The following is a 19,725-nucleotide window of genomic DNA, read 5'->3' on the forward strand; positions in this document are numbered from 1 at the left end:
GAACAGTTTTTTTCATGCTTATCTTTCAATTAAAGCAATTTTTCAAAAGCGTCTTCATACTTAGGAATATCGCCGGCACCCATAAATACGATGACAGAATTCTTATTCTTAGTTAAATCAGCAATATTATCCAAATCAATTACTTCAGAACCTGGAATATTTTTAACTAAGTCTTCGCTTGAAATATCACCATTAGCTTCACGAGCTGAAGCATAAATTGGAGTTACATAAGCCTTGTCTACGCCACGTAAAATTTCTTCGAAGTCTTTTTGATACTTCTTAGTTCTTGAGAAAGTGTGTGGTTGGAAGACGACAACCAACTTCTTGTCTGGGAACTTTTGACGGGCAGCTTGGATAGTTGCACGCATTTCAGTTGGGTGGTGAGCATAGTCATCAATAACTGCAATGTCGCCAAAGTCTTTTTCACTAAATCTACGCTTAGCACCCTTAAAGGTAAGAAGACCATCACGAATGTCATCCATTGGTACCTTTTCAGTGTAGGCAACCGCAATAACAGCAGTTGAGTTCAAAATGCTGTGGTCACCAAACAAGTGAATTTCAAATTCGCCAAGATCCTTGCCATGTGCTAAAACATGGAACTTAGAACCAGTAGTTGACTTCTTAATGTCAACGGCTTGGAAGTCATCAGTATCTTTAAAGCCGTAAGTGTATTTAGGAATTTCAGTCTTAAGGCTTTGAAGACGCTTGTCATCGCCCCATACAAACAATGCCTTCTTAGTTTGATCAGCTGCTGATTGGAATGCGCTGGTGTAATCGTCTTGATCCTTGAAGTAATCTGGGTGATCAAAGTCGATATTAGTCATAATTTGGTAATCTGGGTGATATGCCAAGAAGTGACGACGGTATTCATCAGCTTCGTAAACGAAGAAGCGTGAGTCTGGAACACCCTTACCACGACCGTCACCAATTAAGTAAGTAGTTGGTGCAACTTCACCTAAAACGTGTGACAAAAGACTAGTGGTTGAAGTCTTGCCGTGAGTACCTGAAATACCAATTGAAGTATGCATTTGAACGATTTCTTCAACAGTATCTGGGTAGCTTTGCCACTTAACGCCCTTATCAAGACATGCCTTAACTTCTGGGTTATCTTCCTTGAAGGCGTTACCCTTAACGATTACTTGTTCATCGTTACTCTTGATGTTGCTTGGATCAAAGTTCTTAACATCAATTCCTACTTTTTCAAGTGGCACTTGAGTGAAAGTATATTTTTCGATATCACTACCTGCTACGTTGTAGCCTAAGTCATGTAAAAGCAAGGCAAGGGATGCCATACCTGTACCCTTAATACCAATGAACCAAATTTGCTTATTCTTGTCTAACATTTATTTACCCTCGAATTTTTAACGTTTTTATTCGTTAACTATTTTACCATTTTTGTATGATATAATTTTGAAAAATTACAGAAAGGTACCCAATATGAAATTTGATAAATTTTCTCCCGTAACTGGCAATGACTTAACAATCGTCCAAGGTCAATCACGCTACGGCGTTGACTGCCAAGATAGCACAATCGATATTTATGATTTAACTACTGACAAATACTGGCAAGATAATCCTTTTCCAGGTAATCAATTGGTCTTCTTCAATTTTCAAACTGGACAAAAATTTGAACCGATGTCACGTAAAGAAAACCAATTCTTCTTTAGCGTTATCTACCAAAATGGTTATTTCTATTTTTTACATGCCCAACTTGATCAAGATCAACTAACCTTATTCAAATATCTTCCTAGTCAAAAACCTGAAATTATTCATCAAATGCCACTTACTGGTTTACATACTCTTAATTTATCGCTAGTTAATGATCGAGCACATGTCTGGATTGCTTCTTTTAATGATGCCATTGACTTCTACTATCCGCAAAAATTTTCCGTAGTTAATGAACCCGATCAAAGCCTGCTTTTCATCGATGATAACAAGCTTTACTTTGAACAAAATAGTGACTTTTATTCAGATAACGAATACGAACACATTCCTGATCGGATAATCATCAAAGATTTTAATGATCATGTTCTCAACAACATGCAAGGAAATATCATCTTGCTATCTAATGGTCTATGGCAAAAAGTTAATGATAGTTTCATCTTGCCTTATTGGGGAGAACAGCACCCGTTAAATGGTCAAGATCGGTATTGGGTAACAATTTCTGATTATACTAATTTTGAAGATCTACGTAAGAGTTATTGGAAAAATAGAATCTATCCTGGTAATCGTCTGATCTTTTTTGATCAAAAGACTGGCAAAACTCTTTCACCATTTTCAGCTAAGCCTAATATTTGTTACGGTGAAGCAATTTTCAATGATGGATTTTTCTATTTTACTCAAGTAAACATTGAAGCAAACGAATTACATATTTTTAAATACTATCCTGAACAAGAAGCAGAAATTATTTTTACCTGCTCATTAAATGCGGTAAATTTAAATGATCTATATCTAATACGTTCTGATAATCAAGTACAATTAATCAGCAATACTGATCAGAACTCAGAAACAGAAAAATCCGTAGTCAAAGGTGTTTTCCCTGAAAAATTCACCCTAACTTGTACTGAAAGTCAACTGCCTCTATTTATGAAGAATCATCAAATGTATTTCAGTGATTATGAAGAGCAGTACAATGACAATGGTGATTTTGTTAAATACGTTTACTACACCTGTAGCAAAAATTTAAGCAATAAATTGATTTCAAAAGAACTTGGCTTGTACACTCTAGCTCCAGACGGCAAATGGTGGTTAAGCTAACAAAAAAGTTGATAAATTAGCTTCAAAACTAGTTTATCAACTTTTTACTTTATATTTTTATTAATTATCATGTGCTATTATTTTTCTTGACCAATTAGGTAGTTCAGAAGTCATAAAATGCTTATTATCAATCCGCTGATAAATTCTAATTAATGAGTCACCTGAATTGTCATAGATACTTACAGAATCAAACTTTCTTATCAATTCGTATAATGTATTTAAGGATCTATCATATCTTTTCTTTATCATTTCTTTTCTAACACCGTGACCACCGTTTGCTACTCGAATTTTAACACGCTCAATTGCCAGTTCGGCTGATGATAAACCTACATGATGTTTAATATGTCCTTTTAATTCATTTGCGGCAATTCGCATTGCCGCTAAATTTTTAGAATTATCTTGCCAATCCCAACCATTTCGACGACTTATTTCATCTGCATTTATTTCATATGGTATGACTTTATTAAACTGACTTTGAGTTAATGTGGATTTCCCCGCTCCATTCACACCAGCAAAAATATACAAAATAGGCATTAATACGGTCCACCTTGACTAATAAGTTTTTGCTGTTTTTGTGCCAGAATATAATTATAAATACTATTCCATAATGTCCATTCATTTTGATCTTTTGCATCATTACAACGATGCTCAACATCAATTAGACTAACGGCATTAATTGAGCGAATAATTTGTTCAGTATCTGACATAAAATCACATCCTTTGAGTATATATTATACTAAATTAAATCAAAAAAAGATTGCAAAACCATTCAGGTGTTGCAATCTTTTTTATATACTAAATTCAAATTATAAAGTGATTTCACCACTAGCGATCAATTCGTCGCACTTAGTTGGTTCAAATTCTGCACCAACTTCAAAGTTGTCAGGAACAACCATAATACCACGCTTTTGTGGTGCGTGTGGAAGTCCTAATTCACGAGCTGAACAAATCATACCGTATGAATCAACACCGCGAAGAGCGCCTGGCCAAATTTGTTCACCATTTGGCATTAAAGTACCTGGAAGAGCAACAACAACCTTTTGGCCTTGTGCAATGTTAGGAGCACCACAAACGATTTGGTGTTCTTCACCGTCACCTACTTCAACAGTAGTTACGTGAAGGTGATCTGAATCTGGGTGCTTTTCACAGGTCTTAACGTAGCCGTAAACAAGAGTTGGCTTGCCATAAGCTAACTTATCATCAAAACCAACTTCAGCAAGCTTCTTATTTAATGCTGCAAGTTCATCATCTGAAAGCTTAACTGGACCATTTGGCAACTTGTCAAAGTCGATTAACTTATCAACATTGAAAAAGTTAAAACCAATAGTCTTGCCTTCATCGTTAGTTACGCGAGTAACATCTTCTTTTTCTTCAAATGAACTACGGCCTTCATCATGACCCATAATCACGATCAAAGTATTAGGATAAGCTTCTTTATTAGTACTAGTAATCATGCTTCTCTATTTTCTCCTTTTAATCAAGTGATCGTAAAAAGTTTTCTACTTCATCTTTAGTTTTACGGTCCTTATTTACTAGTCTACCAATTTCTTTGCCATCTTGGTAGACAACAAATGAAGGAATTCCCATAATCATTAATTTTTTTGCAACATCCATTGAGCCATCACGGTCAATTTGGTAAAACTTAGCATCTGAGAAATCTTTTTCAATTTCTGGCAAGAATGGATCTAAGAAACGGCAATCAGGGCACCAGTTTGCAGAAAATTCCAATACAACGCGGCCTGACTTCGTGATTTCTGTTAATTGATCTTCTGTTAATTCTTTAATCTTTTCCATAATTTTATCCCTCATTATCAGCTTACTATTTATAAGTATTTTAATGATTAAAAATTCATTTTACAAGTGCTATGCTTCAAAACTTGCATGCAATGCATAAATTGGATTGCCTTTAGCAGCAAATTTATGCTCGTATTCAGTTTCAATATTCTTCTCCACGATTTCGGGCTTTTCGTGATGTAAGTCCACTGAAACGAAATCAAAGTGCATCCCAAAATTATTCATACTTTGCACAGAATAAGCAAACAAACCAGAATTATCTGTCTTAAATTCGATATGACCGTCATTAGTTAAGACTTGTTGATATTTAGCTAAAAAGCTCTTATAAGTCAATCTACGCTTCTCGTGGCGGGTCTTTGGCCATGGATCACTAAAGTTTAAGTAAATGACATTTGTGCTGTTTTCAGGGAAGAAACAGTTAATATCAGCCGCATCCCCACGCAAAATTTGTAAGTTATCTAGACCCTTTTCAAGCTTAGTTCTCAAAATAATCCCAGCTGCAGTAGTTTGAAGTTCAAGTGCTACATAATTTTTATCGGGATTATTTTCAGCTAATGTAGTAATAAAATGTCCTTTACCAGAACCTACTTCAATTTCAATCGGATTGTCATTACCAAAACGTGCTGCCCAATCAATCTTCTTGTCAGGGTCAGGATTTTGCAAAACACTTTCAGGATGTTCATTAACGAGCTTTACAGCCCAAGGTTTATTTCTTAATCTCATTCTTTCAATTCCTATCTCTTTATTTTTTGTTGTTTAACTCTAACTGGCAAATAACCATAATTGATAATCATCGTGAAGACAAACAATACCACAATACTAATCCAAAGATGAGAATCAATTGGCAATAATATCAACCAGAATACGCTGACTAATAACCATTGAATCAAAAGTCCTAAGTTTAAGACTTTGACTAAGTCTTTCCCGCGATTATCACGCACAATGGGATAAACACGATACATGATGTTTGAATCAAATTCGGTTGCCATTGGCAATAATTGGTAAACGGTCAAGAAAATAACTAAGCAGGACAAACCAAGTGCCCAGCGCCAATCTTGTACTAGCCAGGAAATCAAAATGGCAAAAACTGTCATTCTAACTAATAAATTCAAGTATTCTGGATTTCTAAGCAGTGATCTCCGGTACAAGAATAAGTTAGGATTTTCTTTAGCAATTGCCTTAGGTAAAAGAAAATCAAGATATTTTCTACGTTTAATCGTCACTTGTTTTTCTTCAACATCGGTGAACATGCTGAAGATGCTGTAGACACGGTCTTTTCTTGCCTTTTCACTTTCAACAGCATAACGCCAGTTAAAAACTCCCTTATCTTTTTTTGTACCTAAGTGACCCATCATCATTAAAACAATGACTTCAATCGGATATACATAAGAACCAAGGCTACCAATTAATAAAACCACCAAGGTAATTAATAAGCTAACCCAATTAGGAAAATTGTAGTAAAAATACAAATTCTCTTTTTCAATTAATATCATGACTGCCTTTAAGAGAATCGTCCCAATTAAAATTAAAGCATATGACCAGACTGGAATTCCTGCCTTAATCGTAGCAAATGGAAATAAAATTCCCCCTAAGAGTACAATCAAGATTGTTGGCAAAACCAAGCTATACTTGATCATTGGTTTGAGATATTCATCCATCTGCTCATCTTGAGTGAACAAAAACTGCATATCAGCATCTTTTAACAAAGTAACCAAATGCCCCGTTAATAGCGGTAGCCACAATAAAAAGCCCACTAATGGCTTGTAAAACCATAAGTTATTGGGGATCACTTTCATGGCTTGTGCATACCAGAACATCAAAGCCCCGAATAAAAAGATCAAAGCCAAAATAAAGAAGTCATTGAAAACCAGTGTTAAATACTTAACTGATTGCTTAAGGTTTTCGTTTAACCTTTTTTTCGCTAAATCACGCATTGCCATTATCCTCTCTATTCAAAGCTAAATAGAGTTTATCAAATGGATCATCAGGCCTTAAACCATAGTGCTGACGAATTTCTTGCAAATTGCCAATCACTTCAATTGTTCCGCGATTTAAAACAGCATAATTAGAAATTGCTTGTTGCGCATCAGCTAATACGTGAGTAGTCATCAGCACCATCTTGCCGTTAGCAATTGACTGCTTAATTAAATCTATCAAATTGGCTACCGCAAGTGGATCAAGCCCAGTAAATGGTTCATCAATAACGAGCAAGCTTGTATCTGCTAAAAAGGCTGACACGATCATTACCTTTTGTCGCATCCCTTTAGAGAAGTGAATTGGTAACCAATCAAGCTTATCATCTAATCTAAACATTTTAAGCAATTCATGTGCTCGATCCCATGACTTACTTGCATCAAGGCCATAACTAAGCATGGTTAATTCCAAATGTTCCTTTAACGTTAATTCTGGATACAAAACCGGTGTTTCAGGAATATAAGCAACTTGCCGCTTAAATTTGGTTGGTTGCATCGTCAAATTCACGTCATTGAGTAAAATCTTACCCTTCTGTGGTCTAAGCAAACCTAAAATGTGCTTAATCGTAGTCGACTTACCCGCACCGTTTAAACCAATTAAGCCCAGTGCTTCTCCTGGCTTAATCTCCAAATTAATATCTTTAATAACTGGGACACCAGTATAGCCCCCAGTTAAGTGTTCAATTTTTAATGTCATTTTTTCGTTTCTTTCCTTAGTAAACTATCATATTTTATAATATCATGGATATTAGTAGAAACTAAAGTCTAACAAATAAGAGGTAATTATATGGAAAATAAAAATTTAGTTGACGATTGTTTATTCTGCAAAATTATCCGCGGTGAAGTTCCAAGTTACACTGTCTTTGAAAACGACGACGTTAAAGCTTTCTTAGACATTTCTCAAGTTAACCCAGGCCACACTTTGATGATCCCTAAGAAGCACATCACTAACTTATTTGACTACACTAAGGAAGATGCCCAAAGATATTTGCAATACATTCCTGAAATTGCTAATGCAATCAAAAAGGCATTTCCTAACGTTACTGGTATGAACATTACCACTAACAACGGTAAGTCAGCTAACCAAGTAGTAATGCACTCACATATTCACTTCATTCCTCGTTTTGAAGGCGATGGCTTGAAGCTCATGACTCGTAACAACGCCGATCAATACGATGAAGCAAAATACAATGAAGTAGCTGATAAGATTAAAGCTCAATTTTAAGGAGAAATAATGAAACATTTTCTTTTAGGTACTATTTTGGGTGCAGCAGCTGGAACCGTTTTTTCTTGCATGAAAGATAGCGAAGGCAATCGTCCCGGCAAACCACTCAAAGATGAATTTGATGCATTTAAGCATGAAACTAGCCGCTTTAATCAAGCTTTACAAAAAGCCAAAAAAGCTAGTCAAGATTTAAATGATCAAATGCCTCAAGCTGAACGAACTATTAGTGATATCAGTGATAATATTGAAAAATATTCAAGACATATTGAACCAACTGTTGATAAAATCAAACAAAAAAGTGATCAATTAAATCAAGATTTTGGTGAAAATAATATCGTTAAATAAGAAATATTAAAGAAAATTTGATTTTTTTATGAATATTGCTTATTTGAAAACGAAACAACTAATTTTATGGTATATTAGTTGACAGTTACTTAATTAAGGATGTGGAGATTTATTTATATGAAGAGTTATATGAAAAAAGTTGCTGCAGTTGTTGCTGTAGCTGGTGTTGCTTTATCTACTGCTGCCTGCTCAAATAGCGGCAACAATGCTACTGTTGCTTCATACAAGGGTGGTAAGATCACTCAACAACAATACTACGATGAAATGAAGAAGTCTCAAGCTGGTAAGTCAGCTTTGGCTAACATGATTATTAACCGTGCTTTGGAACAACAATACGGCAAATACGTTTCATCAAAGAAAGTTGACAAGCAATACAACAACTACAAGAAGCAATACGGTTCACAATTTAGTGCTGTTTTACAACAAAATGGTATGACCGCTTCAACATTTAAGCAAAACTTGAAGACTAACTTGCTTTCTGAAGCAGCTTTGAAGCACATTAAGAAGATTTCTAAAAAGCAAGAACAAGAAGCTTGGAAGAATTACCAACCTAAGGTAACTGTTCAACACATTTTAGTTGCTAAGAAGTCAACTGCTGAAGACATTATCAAGCAATTGAAGGATGGTAAGAGCTTCAAGAGTTTAGCTAAGAAGTACTCACTTGATACTGCTACTAAGAATAAAGCCGGTAAGCTTCCTGCATTTGATTCAACTGATAACACTTTAGACAGTGCATTCAAGACTGCCGCATTCAAGCTTAAGACTGGTGAAGTTACTGAAAGTCCAGTTAAGTCACAATCTGGTTACCACGTAATCAAGATGATTAGTCACCCAGCTAAGGGTAAGTTTGCTGATCACAAGAAGGCTATCGATGATGAAATTTACGCATCAATGGCTCAAGATCAAGCTGTTATGAAGGACGTTATTGCTACTGTATTGAAGAAGGCAGACGTTTCTATCAAGGATAACGACTTGAAGGATGTATTATCAGCTTACGTTTCAACTGGTGCTACTAAGTAATAAATTTTACTAAATTAAAAAATCCAATTCTCGCTTGAGAGTTGGATTTTTTCTTTACTCTTAATTATCTATCCTTTTAATAACAGCGTAAGTAACCGCTTTAATGCTACAATTAAAGTATAGAAAGAAGCTTTAATTATGAATGAAATCAAGTTAAAAGGTGGTCACTTATCACTTTCCGAATTAAACGCAATTTTTACTACCATTCCACAAGAATTTGATGTTCTTGATGAAAATGATATCGTCGTATGGTCATCAATGAATGAGCATCGCATCTTTCCTAGAACCGAGAAAGATATTGGTAAAACTGTCTTCGAAGTGCATCCCGGTCACTCACAAGGACGAGTTAAAGCAGTTTTAAAACAAATGCACGAGGGTGAGCGTAATTCAATTTCAATCAATATTCACAAAAACGGACAGCCATTAAATATTTCTTTTTATAGCCTTCATGATGATAATGGTAAATATTTAGGCTGCGTAGAAGTTACTCAACCCGTCCAAAGTTATCAGGTTAAAGGTAGTAAATGGCGTAATTTTATAAATATAATTCACAAAAAATAATTACTAAAAAAGCAGTACAAACGATAATTTGTACTGCTTTTCTCTATTCTAAATGTCGTGCCTTTTCCAGTGCTGGATCATGCTTAGGGTGATAATACCTCTTACCATCTTGGCTAAGCAATGGTTCTGTAAACTGCCCCTTAGGCGTATGCTGCAAAGCATTCGTTACAGCATACACAGTCGCATCTAAATCATCAATGCGGTGAAGCAATTCAGCTTCAAGCAAGGCTGGCAACTTAGGTGACCCATATTCAAATTTACCATGATGCGATAAGACCATATGTCTAAGCAAAAGCAAATCTTCTGATTCAAGATCAAAGTTTAATTCATTAGCTGCAAGCATAATTTGTTCATCTATTAATACTAAATGACCAACTAGATTTCCTTCAGCCGTGTACTGTGTTGCAGCAGGTCCTGTAAGCTCTAAAACTTTGCCCATATCATGTAAAATACATCCTGCGTAAAGCAAAGACCGATTAACTTGCTCATAATTATCAGCCAAACCTTTAGCATCCTTTAACATCGATAATGTGTGAAATGCTAATCCGCCTCGAACCGCATGGTGATTACTTTTGCCCGCTGGATAATCATAGAATCTTTTACCCCATTTTTTAAGCAAATATTCTACGATTGTCTTCCAAGTCTTATTTTGAATCTGAGCCACAAAATTGTTAATCTCCTGCTCCATTTCATTAATTGGTTCAGGAGCAGATTTAATAAACTGATCAAGCTCATATCCTTCTTGTGGACCTACAACACGCAAACTATAAATTCGAATCTGTGGTCGCCCTTGATACTCTTCTCTTTTACCATTTAACTCAACGATCGTACCAGTACTAAAGGTCGCTGCATCCTGATTATTAGCATCCCAATAATTGCCACGGATTTCACCTGAGCCATCGCCAAATTGCATAGCTAAATAAAGATTATTTTTCTTATTATTACGCAATTGTGAATTCTTAATTAAGACCACAATATCCATTTCTTCGCCATCGTTATAATCTAACAATCGTTTAAGCATCTTGAGTTCCTTTCGTAAAAGTTAAAGGCGTAATTTCTAATTGATCAACCAATTTTTCTTGAGCAGTAAAAATCAATACTTGATTATTTTCACTAATCTTTTCAAGTAATTTCTTAATATAGCTGATTCGACGATCATCAAAATTAACAAATGAATCATCAATTAAAATTGGTAAATTAATCTTATCTTTGATTTGTTCAATAAATGCTAATTTCAATGCAAAGTAAAGCTGTTCGGCTGTCCCACGAGACAAGTATTTCACTTCACGCTTCTTACCATCTTTACGCATAACCGTTAGCTTTTTATCTAAAACGATATTTACGTAGCGACCACCAGTAAGCAAAGCAAAATATTCCTTAGCGGCATTCAACATCTTAGGGAAACGCTCATTGGAAGCTAAATCGAGTGAACGGCTAATCCACTTAGAAGCTAGCAAATTAGCCAGATACTCTTGACTGCTGTTAACGAAATTAGTTTCGGTATTGGCTAGCTCCTGCTTTGCCTCAAAAACTGCAGTAGAATCAGCCAAATTGTCCAATTGAACCTGCAATTTAGCCACCTGCTGCTGTAATTCATCAATTTCTTCAGTTACATCAGAAGATTGGGCAGCCAGACTTTGAAGTTGTGCTAAAACCTTGCCTGGTTCTTTGGCTTCTTGTTTTAATTCATCTAAATCATCATGCAAACTTTTTTCAAGAGCATCATATTGAGCTTTAATTTTAGCTTGATCTAAAGACTCTTGATAAGCTGCATCATAATCCGCCATATTTTCTACATTAGCTTGCGCAAACACAGCCTTTAATTTTAAACCAAGCTCTTTTAACTCTTGCTTATCCTGATTCAGTGAACTAGTTAAATTAGACTTCTTCTGCGTTAATTCTTGTTGTTTATTAATTTGTTCTTCGATCTCATCTAATCCATTCAAAACCTGATCAAAATCATCGTCGATCGGCTCTCTTAAGACATTCTGGACATTGGCAGCTAATTGAGCAACTTGCTGATTAATTTTATTTAATTCTTCCGCATTAGTCTTTTCGGCACTCTCTTTAAGCTTGTATTGATTTAAATTAGTCAACACACTATTCAGATCCAACATATCAGGATCCAAATTATATTTTGAATAAAAAGCTTGCCTTTGATTTTTAACTGCCTTTTGTTTTGCTAAAATATCCGCTGCTTGTTTACTTGCCTGTGTATTTTTGACATAGCCAAAGCCTGCAAGTCCAATACCAGCTATTAACGCAATAATCCCTAACACTCCAGCAGTTCCTAATAAAATTAAACCTAGAACTACTAGTACAGCACCAACAATATACCAAAGTTTATCACTAGGGCTAATTTCATTAACTTCTTCATTTTGTTTTGCTGGCAACGCTAAGAAATCTTCTTTTAGCTGCTTAATATCTTCTGTATTTAAATCGCGCAGCTCATTAATTTCAGGTGATAAAGCAAGTAGTTGCTGCTCTTCTTGCTTCAACTGATCAGCTTTTTGTAAACAATTACGATATTCAACCTGCCATTGCAATAACTGCGGCTTTTGTTGAACAACTTTCTTAGATTCGTTTAGATCAATTAAGTCTTCTTCTGTTAACTCAGATAATTGCTCTTGTAAAGATTGCATCATCTTTTGTAAATTTCGCCCTTGAGCCATTAAATCTTGAGCTTTTTGGTAGTTTTCACTATCAAATTTGATATCTTTTATCTGCTTTTGTAAATCTAATAAAGTTGTATAGTTGCTTAATTCTTTTTGTAAATCACGCAAACTTGCCTGTTTAGTTTGAATATTTGCTAAAGCCTGCTGTGCCTTTTTCAACCGATCTTGATGATCTTTCAGATCCTGAGCAAGCTCTTCATAATCACTAAATTCCGCTTTAGTTTGAACTAACTTGTCACGATCCGTTTCTATTTGCTTTAATAGGCGGTTAACTTCTGGCTTTTTCCCAGTCTTTTTAAAAAGTTTGCCAGCTTCCTTGGCAAAATCATCACGTAATTTCAGTAATTGACCACTATTAGCCGCACCTAAATAATAAATACGCTCCAGCAAATCTTCCTGACTCAGACTAGTAACTTGGCCCAACATTTCCTGATTAAAAATAAAGCTATCAGCATAAAAAGAGCCATCAATATTTTGAATCTGGTCAAAAAACAAGCTTTCAGGGACAACTTGACCGTCTTTTTTAACGGTTAAAATTCCTTTTTTAGTTTTATCACCCTTGGCATAAAGACGTTCCAGCTCATATTCTGAATCACCGTTTTCAAAAATCAAGCTACCGCCCATTGGACTAACATGTGCTAGCGGCGTATAGTCTTCAAAAAATGGCGAAGCATTGCTACGCAAATGAAAACCAAACATTATTTGCTTAATAAAAGCTACAGTTGTACTCTTGCCGGCTTCGTTAGCACCAAAAAAGATATTAATTTGGTCACCAGGTAAATCAAATTTTTTATTAGAGAATTGGCCAAAGTTGACTATCTTAATTTGTTTCAGTCTCATCAGTAATTCCTTTCAATTTACCCATTAACTTAACCTCAGTTAGTTGCTTCACAGCCTTAATAAAAGCGGGATCTTCCGTTAATTGAGCTGCTATAGGATCCTTTTTCTTCCAATCGCTAACAATCTTATCAAACTCATCATTTTCAAATATTTCTGCCTTAGCTTGCTCAAAGGCTTGCTGATCATTTTCATTAAGTTCCAAATTAGAACTTATTTTCAACCGTACATCTACTAATTGCGAATCAAACGGCAAATTCTGTGAAATGTTTTGCCAAAAATCCGTGTCTTGCACTAACTCTTGTTCTTCATCAGTCATAAATTGGGCGCCAGCAGTAGTTAAACTGAAATAAGTTTTTTGTTTTGCATTATTTAGACTTGCAATAATTTCATTTTGTAAATCAGCTTTACTAATTTGAGTATCTAATTCAACTTGTACTCCTTGCCATAAAATTGGGCCTGTCGTCTTAAATTCAATACTTGTTTTTTTAGTATTCTCATCAATCACGCCAAGGTAGCATCCCTTAGCACCCATTTCATTGATGTGACGTCCTTGAATATTGCCTGAATAAACAATCCATGGCTTTTCACTCAAATTACGCCGAGCATGAATATGTCCTAAAGCAAAATAATCATAATTCAATGCTTGAACCTCAGATACCGTAAAAGGTGCATAAACATTTTTACGGCTATCAGCTTCTTTTTCTTGGGCGTGCATTAAACCAAAAGTATAATTATGTTCCTTTCCAGGAAAATCTGGAATTTTATCTTCTGTAATATGATTATTTAAATATGAAAAGCCCACAACATCGTAGTTAAAATTATCTTTAGTCTTAAATGTTGCTTTTTCTACTGCTTCATTTGCACCAAGCAATTTAAAATATGGGCTCTGATTAACCAATAAATCTTCACGTCGCATATGATCATGATTACCAAAAATCATTACTACTTGGATCTGCGCATCTGTTAAACGTTTAATCTGCTGTGCAAAAAACAACTGCGAACGTGGAGATGGCTTAGCACTATCAAAGGTATCACCTGCAATTAAAACCAGGTCGACCTTTTCAGCCAACGCCAAATCTACAATCCGTGTTAATGATTGGTCTGCTGCTTGATATATCTGATTAAATTCCTTAGATGGCAAAAAAGATAGCCCGCGAAATGGACTATCTAAATGCGCATCTGCAAAATGAATAAATTTCATCGCAAATTCTAGTTTCTAAGACCTTCATAAAGATCATTAATTGGCTTAGTGTAAGCCTTTTGGATTTCACCTAACAAATCATACAAACCTTGTTCACTCTTAAGAAGAGCAACGATCTTATCGTTCTTTTGAACTTGAGCATTCAATTCTTGGTAAGCCTTTTGATCTTCATCAGATAAAGGTTGACCACTTTGTTGAGCTTGCATGATCTTAGCTTGAAGTTCATCCATCTTCTTAAACATTGCTGCACTTTCACTGTCTGCTTGAACAGCCTTAACAGCGTCACCTACAGCCTTGTATTGGTCAGTCTTAGTTAAATCTTGTGCTAATTGATTAGCTGAATCATAAATATTAATCATATGGGTCCTCCTAAATTTTATCGGCCAAATAAACCTTTGACATCATTATACCATTCATTAATTTTCTGTCCTGCAGATCCGATACCATCTTGAATTTTTTGTCCCAAACCGTTGGTCCAATCAAAATTGGATCCATTGTTTTTGACAAGCTGACCTGGTGATTTTTCGGTAAATTGCGTTTGAGCAGTATATGGTAGGATCCCTTCCATTTCTGCTTTGTACAATCGTGTAATTCCCGTTTCAGATACTCCTTGCATATAACGCTGCTTACTTGTTTGATCAAAACCAACCCAAGTAGCTAACACGATATCAGGAGTATAACCGACGATCCATTGATCCTTTGTTCCAAAACCATATGAGTTAGGAACTTCAGTTGAACCAGTCTTACCAGCAACACGGAATCCATTAGGTTGAGCAGTCTGAGCAGTACCATTAGTGAAAACGCCAAGCATCATCGTCGTCATTTCTTTAGCAGTATTCTCAGAAATAATTCTATGATTACCTGGATTATTATTTTCGACTAACACATTGCCACTTGCATCAGTAATTTTAGTAATAAAGTAAGAATTATTAGGTAAATTACCTTTATTAGCAAAAGCAGAATATGCACGAGCCATTTGTAAAGGCGAAACCCCTGTAGAAAGTCCACCTAATGCCAAAGCTAGGTTGCGATCTGACTTAGGTACCTTTATACCAAAATTCTGAACAGATTGTACACCCTTATTTACACCAATTTTATCAAGCAGCCATACTGCAGGAACGTTTTTACTTTCCGCTAAAGCTTGGTACATCGGAATCTTATCAGAATAGCCATTATCAACATTATGCGGCTCATAACCATTTTTACCAAACTTTTGCAACTTGTTAGAAAGCTCAGAATCATAATGATAACCATCTTGAAGAGCCGGTACATAAACAGCGATTGGTTTAATTGATGAACCAGGCTGACGCTTCATTTGAATTGCACGGTTATAACCACGGAAAACGTGTTTACCGCGACCACCGATTACAGCTCGTACAGCACCTGTTTCTGGATCCATTGCCACACTTGCACCCTGACATTCTGTGCCATCAGTACCATTTTGTGGGAAAAGCCAGCTTTCATTAAAGGTATCTTGCAATCTTCCCTGATAATTTTGATTAAGAGTAGTGTAAATCTTAAGTCCCTTATTCATTACTTGCTCTTCAGTCAAGCCGTATTTGCTAATAGCTTCATCTACTACAGCATCAAAGAAATATGGATAACTATAGCCATCTTTATTTCTAAAGGTATTCCGCAAAGTTAACCCTTGCTTAGAGTAAGCTTTAGCTTGAGCAGCAGTTAACTTACCATTATCAGCCATTAATCCTAAAATCAAATTACGCCGCGCCAAAGCATTGGCCATATGATCAACAGGATTATAAAAACTTGGATTACGTAAAATTCCTGCTAATGTAGCAGCTTCTCCTACTGTCACATCACTGGCATTTTTACCAAAATACCTGCGACTGGCATCCTGCACGCCCCAGACACCATTGCCAAAATATGCATTATTCAAATACATCGTTAGAATATCTTTTTTGGAATAAACATGGTTAATTTCAATCGCAAAGAATAATTCTTCTAATTTTCGTGAAAAAGTCTGCTGCTGGGTCAAAAGCGAGTTTTTAGCCAGTTGCTGGGTTAGAGTCGAACCACCACCAGTTACTTGTCCGTGGTGAATAACCAAACTTACTGCTGCACGCGCCATTCCCTTAATACTAAAACCAGGATTTTTCCAGAAAGTACGATCTTCTGTCGAAATTACTGCATTTTGAATATTGGGAGAAATTTTATCATATTCAACGAATGTACCTTTTTGTGAATATAAAGAACCAGCTTTTTTGCCTTTATAATCATAAATAGTTGTCGTTGTTGAAAGTGAAGCCTTCAAATTTGAGATATTCGAAGTCTTAACTTTAATTGTATAATATGTACAAGTTATCAATATAAGAGTGAGCAGGATTAAAATAATCCAGCGTCCGATAAAGAAGCGGCGATCAATTCGATGCCAAACATCTTTAAAACCGCTTCTTTTTGGTTGGTCGTTATTCATTAATACAATGCTCCTTTTTAGAAACAAGAAAATTGTATCACATTGCTAGTACACTTGTTTAGACTGGCAACAGTCTTAGGAAATATTTATGGTTTATCATTTTACACTTTTTTATCCTAAAAATCTCGAACCCTTACCCGTCAATGACGTATTGCGTAAATTGCTTATTCCGAGAAAATGGCGTCACTACTTGCGCATTGAACAAAACATTACAATTAACGGCAAATACCGCTATTTTAATCAGGAAATTTCGCCAGGCGATAAAATTGACATCACATTAGATCAAGTTGAATCTACCCAGCAAAAATATCCAACTAGTGGAAAGTTACCCGATATCATTTACGAAGACGATAATTTATTGATTATTAATAAAAAGAAGGGGCAAAAAACTCACCCCAACTTAAATGAAACTGACACAGCTTTAAATGATTGCGCCACTTATTTAGGACAAAATCCCTACATTGTTCATCGATTAGATATGCTTACAGGCGGCTTACTGCTTGTTGCAAAAAATCCTGCAGTAGTGCCGATTTTAAATCGTGAATTAACCACCAAAACTTTTCATCGTGATTATTTAGCTAAAGTTGATCATGCAGAGAAATTAAACGATCAAGGTACAATTAATCAGCCAATTGATCATGATCCTGATGATCAGCGAAAAAGAATGATCTCACCTGCTGGACTTCATGCCGTAACACATTATCAAGTGTTAAAAAGAAATGATGATAATACAGCGGTAGTCAAACTAACTTTGGAAACTGGTCGTACTCATCAAATCCGTGTGCATTTAGCATCCCTTGGTACACCAATCGTTGGCGACCCGCTATATAACCCCAACTTTGCTGGAGAAGATTTAGCGCTTGACGCTTATGAAATTTCGTTGATTAAACCTTTTTCTTTTGAGAAATTAACAATTAAATTACCAAAAGAAAAAATCAAATTGTAAACAAAAAACGTAGCCTTATCAAAGACTACGGTTTTTAGTTATAAACTATTTATTCTTCACTCATAACAACATTATTTTTAATGCTCACTTGCACCAGTAGATGCATCTGCATGATCTGCTTCTTCACTAGCACCGCTAACAAAATCAGCCTTCTTCATATCGCATCCTTCGGTATCCATGCCTGGCATCCAAACATCTTCTGGCTTCACTCCTCTTTCTTCGGCAAAGGCCTTAGTCAAAGTCTTCATATCCATTAACTTATAATTCTTAGGATGATCTGGATCAAAGATTTCGATTTGTGCCATCATACCGGCATCTTCATGTTCAATGATATGGCAGTGATACATAAAGACTCCCTCAAGTGGGAATTTAACCAATAAGCGCACAGTTTCTCCTGGTGCAACAGGAACTGTATCTTTGTAAACACCAACTTCATTTGGATATGGCTTTTTTCCATTACTAGATACTACTAAAAAGTGCGTGCCGTGAATATGGAATGGATGAATCATACCTTCTTTTTTTGAATTAGTATTAGTAACGTCCCAATATTCAGCTTGACCGACTTTTTGTTTCATATCGATTCTTTGCATAGCAAAACGTTTACCATTCATCTTATCACAGCCATCCATGGTGACCTTACGAACGGGCAAACTTGGGTCAACTTCTGGAATTTCTGGTGTAAACAAAGTGGCAGGAATTTCTGAATTATCATCCTCAAATTTATGAATCCGGAATTCGATCAATTTGAAGTCATCAGTGTAAAGACTTACTACGTCGCCCTCATGGTATTGACCAAAATCGACTATAACTTGTAATCTCTCACCTGGTGTTACTAACAACTTCGTCATCTTGATTGGATGTGGTAAGAAAGAATCATCTCCTGCAATTTGAGTCATAACTAAATCGTCATCAAAGTGCAAACGCCATTCACGTCGGTTAGAGCCACCTAAGAAAAGCAATCTGACCTTTTGCGTAGTAACATCAACGTAAGGACGAACGACTCCATTAATTATCGGAGTATCGCCAAAAATCCCCATTTGATTGTACTCAGCCCGATAATCCAATTGGTTATGTTCATGGAAAGTACGATCTTGTAAAATAACCGGAAATTCATCAATACCATACTTTTTTGGAATTGGCAGCTTAGCTTCGTTTTCATCAGTTACTACTACACCCATCGCAAGACCCATCTAAACTTGGGCAGCCGTTGATGGACATGGATGAGCATGCAGCCAAGTTAAAGCAGCTGGTTGATTAACTGTAAATTCGATCTGCTTTTCTTCACCGGGATAAACTGGGGCATGACAACCACCATCCGTAATAGGCCCTGGAACTTCTATACCATGCCAATGATAAGTAGTTAATTCTGGCAAACTATTTTTTAAAGTTACATGAACACGTTTGCCTTTCTCAACTACCATCGTCTTTCCTAATAAAGGTGCATTATAGCCCCAAGTCTTAGTCTTCTCACCAGGTAAAATTTGACTTTCACCTACAATTGATTCTAGTGTGAACCAAACATCAGTAGCAGTTTCCTTATCAGGCTTTAATACTGGTGGAACAGTTAACGGCTGAACTTCTACTCCTTCAGGAATTTTCAAATTCTTATAGTCAAAGTGATTTTTGTCAAAGTCTTCCTTATCTTCAAAATAATCTCTATAAATTTTTTCAGACATTTCTTTCACTCTTTCGATACTCTTTATGTTTTTACTCACTTTTGTCTTAGCACCCTCTTTCTAAGCAAGCAAAGCATTTGAATTCTGTTATTTTTTAATTCAACTACTTCTTAGCTATATTAATTTTTATCACCTAAATTTATTACAAATACTTAATAATTCTTAAAATAGTTATTTAATCGTTAAAACAGCTTTATTAATTTATGAAAAATAAAAAGATTGATTATTCGCATCACATAATGTGATTTATAATAATCAATCTTTTCATCTACCTGCTA

Annotated in this window: 19 protein-coding genes and 1 pseudogene; 6 read left to right on the forward strand and 14 right to left on the reverse strand. The window is 35.7% G+C overall.

Annotated features, from left to right (window positions below; genetic code table 11):
- Positions 1–29 precede the first annotated feature (29 nt).
- Positions 30–1,343 carry a UDP-N-acetylmuramate--L-alanine ligase gene (gene murC, locus CP368_RS00740; protein ID WP_098045636.1) on the reverse strand — a complete coding sequence of 438 codons (1,314 nt, stop codon included), beginning with the start codon at positions 1,341–1,343 and terminating at the stop codon, positions 30–32.
- Positions 1,344–1,437: 94 nt separating this feature from the next.
- On the opposite strand from murC, the gene CP368_RS00745 reads away from it, so the two are divergent.
- Positions 1,438–2,757 carry a hypothetical protein gene (locus tag CP368_RS00745; protein ID WP_098045637.1) on the forward strand — a complete coding sequence of 440 codons (1,320 nt, stop codon included), beginning with the start codon at positions 1,438–1,440 and terminating at the stop codon, positions 2,755–2,757.
- A 60-nt stretch (positions 2,758–2,817) separates the two neighbouring features.
- On the opposite strand, the gene CP368_RS00750 is transcribed toward CP368_RS00745, so the two are convergent.
- From CP368_RS00750 to CP368_RS00775, 7 genes are all read right to left on the reverse strand, one after another.
- The gene (locus tag CP368_RS00750) at positions 2,818–3,291 is read right to left on the reverse strand and encodes a hypothetical protein (RefSeq protein WP_199161326.1); all 474 of its coding nucleotides are present in this window, start codon (positions 3,289–3,291) and stop codon (positions 2,818–2,820) included.
- Positions 3,291–3,464, reverse strand: a complete 174-nt coding sequence (locus CP368_RS10470; RefSeq protein WP_158227417.1) for a hypothetical protein — start codon at positions 3,462–3,464, stop codon at positions 3,291–3,293. The genes CP368_RS00750 and CP368_RS10470 overlap by 1 nt, the downstream gene beginning before the upstream one ends.
- Positions 3,465–3,563: 99 nt before the next feature.
- Positions 3,564–4,211, reverse strand: coding sequence for a YtpR family tRNA-binding protein (ytpR, locus tag CP368_RS00755; protein ID WP_012212147.1), 648 nt, complete (start codon positions 4,209–4,211; stop codon positions 3,564–3,566).
- A gap of 19 nt (positions 4,212–4,230) precedes the next feature.
- Complete coding sequence (locus CP368_RS00760; RefSeq protein WP_025005554.1) at positions 4,231–4,551, reverse strand: thioredoxin family protein; 321 nt, start codon at positions 4,549–4,551, stop codon at positions 4,231–4,233.
- Between the two features lie 69 nt (positions 4,552–4,620).
- A complete protein-coding gene (trmB, locus tag CP368_RS00765) occupies positions 4,621–5,274 on the reverse strand; it encodes a tRNA (guanosine(46)-N7)-methyltransferase TrmB (protein WP_087176134.1) in 654 nt (217 codons plus the stop codon).
- Between the two features lie 11 nt (positions 5,275–5,285).
- Positions 5,286–6,485: an ABC transporter permease gene (locus CP368_RS00770; RefSeq protein ID WP_162606873.1), complete on the reverse strand. Its 1,200-nt coding sequence runs from the start codon at positions 6,483–6,485 to the stop codon at positions 5,286–5,288.
- Positions 6,478–7,221, reverse strand: a complete 744-nt coding sequence (locus CP368_RS00775) for an ABC transporter ATP-binding protein (RefSeq protein ID WP_025005551.1) — start codon at positions 7,219–7,221, stop codon at positions 6,478–6,480. The genes CP368_RS00770 and CP368_RS00775 overlap by 8 nt, the downstream gene beginning before the upstream one ends.
- 90 nt (positions 7,222–7,311) lie before the next feature.
- Here CP368_RS00775 and CP368_RS00780 point away from each other — a divergent pair, with 90 nt between their 5' ends.
- The 4 genes from CP368_RS00780 to CP368_RS00795 all read left to right on the forward strand — a co-directional run bounded on the left by CP368_RS00780 (position 7,312) and on the right by CP368_RS00795 (position 9,675).
- Positions 7,312–7,749, forward strand: a complete 438-nt coding sequence (locus CP368_RS00780; protein ID WP_003627196.1) for an HIT family protein — start codon at positions 7,312–7,314, stop codon at positions 7,747–7,749.
- A 9-nt stretch (positions 7,750–7,758) separates the two neighbouring features.
- Positions 7,759–8,094, forward strand: a complete 336-nt coding sequence (locus CP368_RS00785) for a hypothetical protein (RefSeq protein ID WP_098045638.1) — start codon at positions 7,759–7,761, stop codon at positions 8,092–8,094.
- Positions 8,095–8,211: 117 nt separating this feature from the next.
- The gene (locus CP368_RS00790; protein ID WP_025005549.1) at positions 8,212–9,114 is read left to right on the forward strand and encodes a peptidylprolyl isomerase PrsA; all 903 of its coding nucleotides are present in this window, start codon (positions 8,212–8,214) and stop codon (positions 9,112–9,114) included.
- 138 nt (positions 9,115–9,252) lie between these two features.
- Positions 9,253–9,675 (forward strand): PAS domain-containing protein, encoded by a 423-nt coding sequence (locus tag CP368_RS00795; RefSeq protein ID WP_098036478.1) that lies wholly within the window; start codon positions 9,253–9,255, stop codon positions 9,673–9,675.
- Positions 9,676–9,718: 43 nt separating this feature from the next.
- Here the strand turns inward: CP368_RS00795 and CP368_RS00800 are convergent, their stop codons facing one another.
- The 5 genes from CP368_RS00800 to CP368_RS00820 are packed head-to-tail and all read right to left on the reverse strand — an operon-like array spanning position 9,719 to position 16,825.
- A complete protein-coding gene (locus tag CP368_RS00800; protein WP_098036479.1) occupies positions 9,719–10,696 on the reverse strand; it encodes a 3'-5' exoribonuclease YhaM family protein in 978 nt (325 codons plus the stop codon).
- Positions 10,689–13,190, reverse strand: a complete 2,502-nt coding sequence (locus CP368_RS00805; RefSeq protein ID WP_098043841.1) for an AAA family ATPase — start codon at positions 13,188–13,190, stop codon at positions 10,689–10,691. Before CP368_RS00805 ends, CP368_RS00800 begins: the two co-directional genes overlap by 8 nt.
- Positions 13,171–14,391, reverse strand: coding sequence for a DNA repair exonuclease (locus CP368_RS00810; RefSeq protein WP_087176128.1), 1,221 nt, complete (start codon positions 14,389–14,391; stop codon positions 13,171–13,173). Before CP368_RS00810 ends, CP368_RS00805 begins: the two co-directional genes overlap by 20 nt.
- Positions 14,392–14,399: 8 nt before the next feature.
- A complete protein-coding gene (locus CP368_RS00815) occupies positions 14,400–14,750 on the reverse strand; it encodes a YlbF family regulator (RefSeq protein WP_025005546.1) in 351 nt (116 codons plus the stop codon).
- Between the two features lie 17 nt (positions 14,751–14,767).
- Positions 14,768–16,825, reverse strand: a complete 2,058-nt coding sequence (locus CP368_RS00820) for a PBP1A family penicillin-binding protein (RefSeq protein ID WP_098043840.1) — start codon at positions 16,823–16,825, stop codon at positions 14,768–14,770.
- A gap of 88 nt (positions 16,826–16,913) precedes the next feature.
- On the opposite strand from CP368_RS00820, the gene CP368_RS00825 reads away from it, so the two are divergent.
- A complete protein-coding gene (locus CP368_RS00825) occupies positions 16,914–17,771 on the forward strand; it encodes an RluA family pseudouridine synthase (RefSeq protein WP_098043839.1) in 858 nt (285 codons plus the stop codon).
- 77 nt (positions 17,772–17,848) lie between these two features.
- Here the strand turns inward: CP368_RS00825 and CP368_RS00830 are convergent.
- Positions 17,849–19,447, reverse strand: a pseudogene (locus CP368_RS00830) (multicopper oxidase family protein).
- Positions 19,448–19,725 lie beyond the last annotated feature (278 nt).

It is taken from the genome of Lactobacillus sp. UMNPBX17 (assembly GCF_002553735.1).
Classification (GTDB): Bacteria; Bacillota; Bacilli; order Lactobacillales; family Lactobacillaceae; genus Lactobacillus; species Lactobacillus gallinarum.

What these genes read in the sequence shown, in the direction of transcription:
- CP368_RS00810 (WP_087176128.1), bottom strand. Translation starts at nt 14,391, where the DNA reads ATGAAATTTATTCATTTTGCAGATGCGCATTTAGATAGTCCATTTCGC.
- CP368_RS00760 (WP_025005554.1), bottom strand. Translation starts at nt 4,551, where the DNA reads ATGGAAAAGATTAAAGAATTAACAGAAGATCAATTAACAGAAATCACG.
- CP368_RS00790 (WP_025005549.1), top strand. Translation starts at nt 8,212, where the DNA reads ATGAAGAGTTATATGAAAAAAGTTGCTGCAGTTGTTGCTGTAGCTGGT.
- CP368_RS00780 (WP_003627196.1), top strand. Translation starts at nt 7,312, where the DNA reads ATGGAAAATAAAAATTTAGTTGACGATTGTTTATTCTGCAAAATTATC.
- CP368_RS00745 (WP_098045637.1), top strand. Translation starts at nt 1,438, where the DNA reads ATGAAATTTGATAAATTTTCTCCCGTAACTGGCAATGACTTAACAATC.
- ytpR (WP_012212147.1), bottom strand. Translation starts at nt 4,211, where the DNA reads ATGATTACTAGTACTAATAAAGAAGCTTATCCTAATACTTTGATCGTG.
- CP368_RS00785 (WP_098045638.1), top strand. Translation starts at nt 7,759, where the DNA reads ATGAAACATTTTCTTTTAGGTACTATTTTGGGTGCAGCAGCTGGAACC.
- CP368_RS00805 (WP_098043841.1), bottom strand. Translation starts at nt 13,190, where the DNA reads ATGAGACTGAAACAAATTAAGATAGTCAACTTTGGCCAATTCTCTAAT.
- CP368_RS00775 (WP_025005551.1), bottom strand. Translation starts at nt 7,221, where the DNA reads ATGACATTAAAAATTGAACACTTAACTGGGGGCTATACTGGTGTCCCA.
- CP368_RS00815 (WP_025005546.1), bottom strand. Translation starts at nt 14,750, where the DNA reads ATGATTAATATTTATGATTCAGCTAATCAATTAGCACAAGATTTAACT.
- CP368_RS00750 (WP_199161326.1), bottom strand. Translation starts at nt 3,291, where the DNA reads ATGCCTATTTTGTATATTTTTGCTGGTGTGAATGGAGCGGGGAAATCC.
- CP368_RS00800 (WP_098036479.1), bottom strand. Translation starts at nt 10,696, where the DNA reads ATGCTTAAACGATTGTTAGATTATAACGATGGCGAAGAAATGGATATT.
- CP368_RS00820 (WP_098043840.1), bottom strand. Translation starts at nt 16,825, where the DNA reads ATGAATAACGACCAACCAAAAAGAAGCGGTTTTAAAGATGTTTGGCAT.
- murC (WP_098045636.1), bottom strand. Translation starts at nt 1,343, where the DNA reads ATGTTAGACAAGAATAAGCAAATTTGGTTCATTGGTATTAAGGGTACA.
- trmB (WP_087176134.1), bottom strand. Translation starts at nt 5,274, where the DNA reads ATGAGATTAAGAAATAAACCTTGGGCTGTAAAGCTCGTTAATGAACAT.
- CP368_RS00770 (WP_162606873.1), bottom strand. Translation starts at nt 6,485, where the DNA reads ATGCGTGATTTAGCGAAAAAAAGGTTAAACGAAAACCTTAAGCAATCA.
- CP368_RS00795 (WP_098036478.1), top strand. Translation starts at nt 9,253, where the DNA reads ATGAATGAAATCAAGTTAAAAGGTGGTCACTTATCACTTTCCGAATTA.
- CP368_RS10470 (WP_158227417.1), bottom strand. Translation starts at nt 3,464, where the DNA reads ATGTCAGATACTGAACAAATTATTCGCTCAATTAATGCCGTTAGTCTA.
- CP368_RS00825 (WP_098043839.1), top strand. Translation starts at nt 16,914, where the DNA reads ATGGTTTATCATTTTACACTTTTTTATCCTAAAAATCTCGAACCCTTA.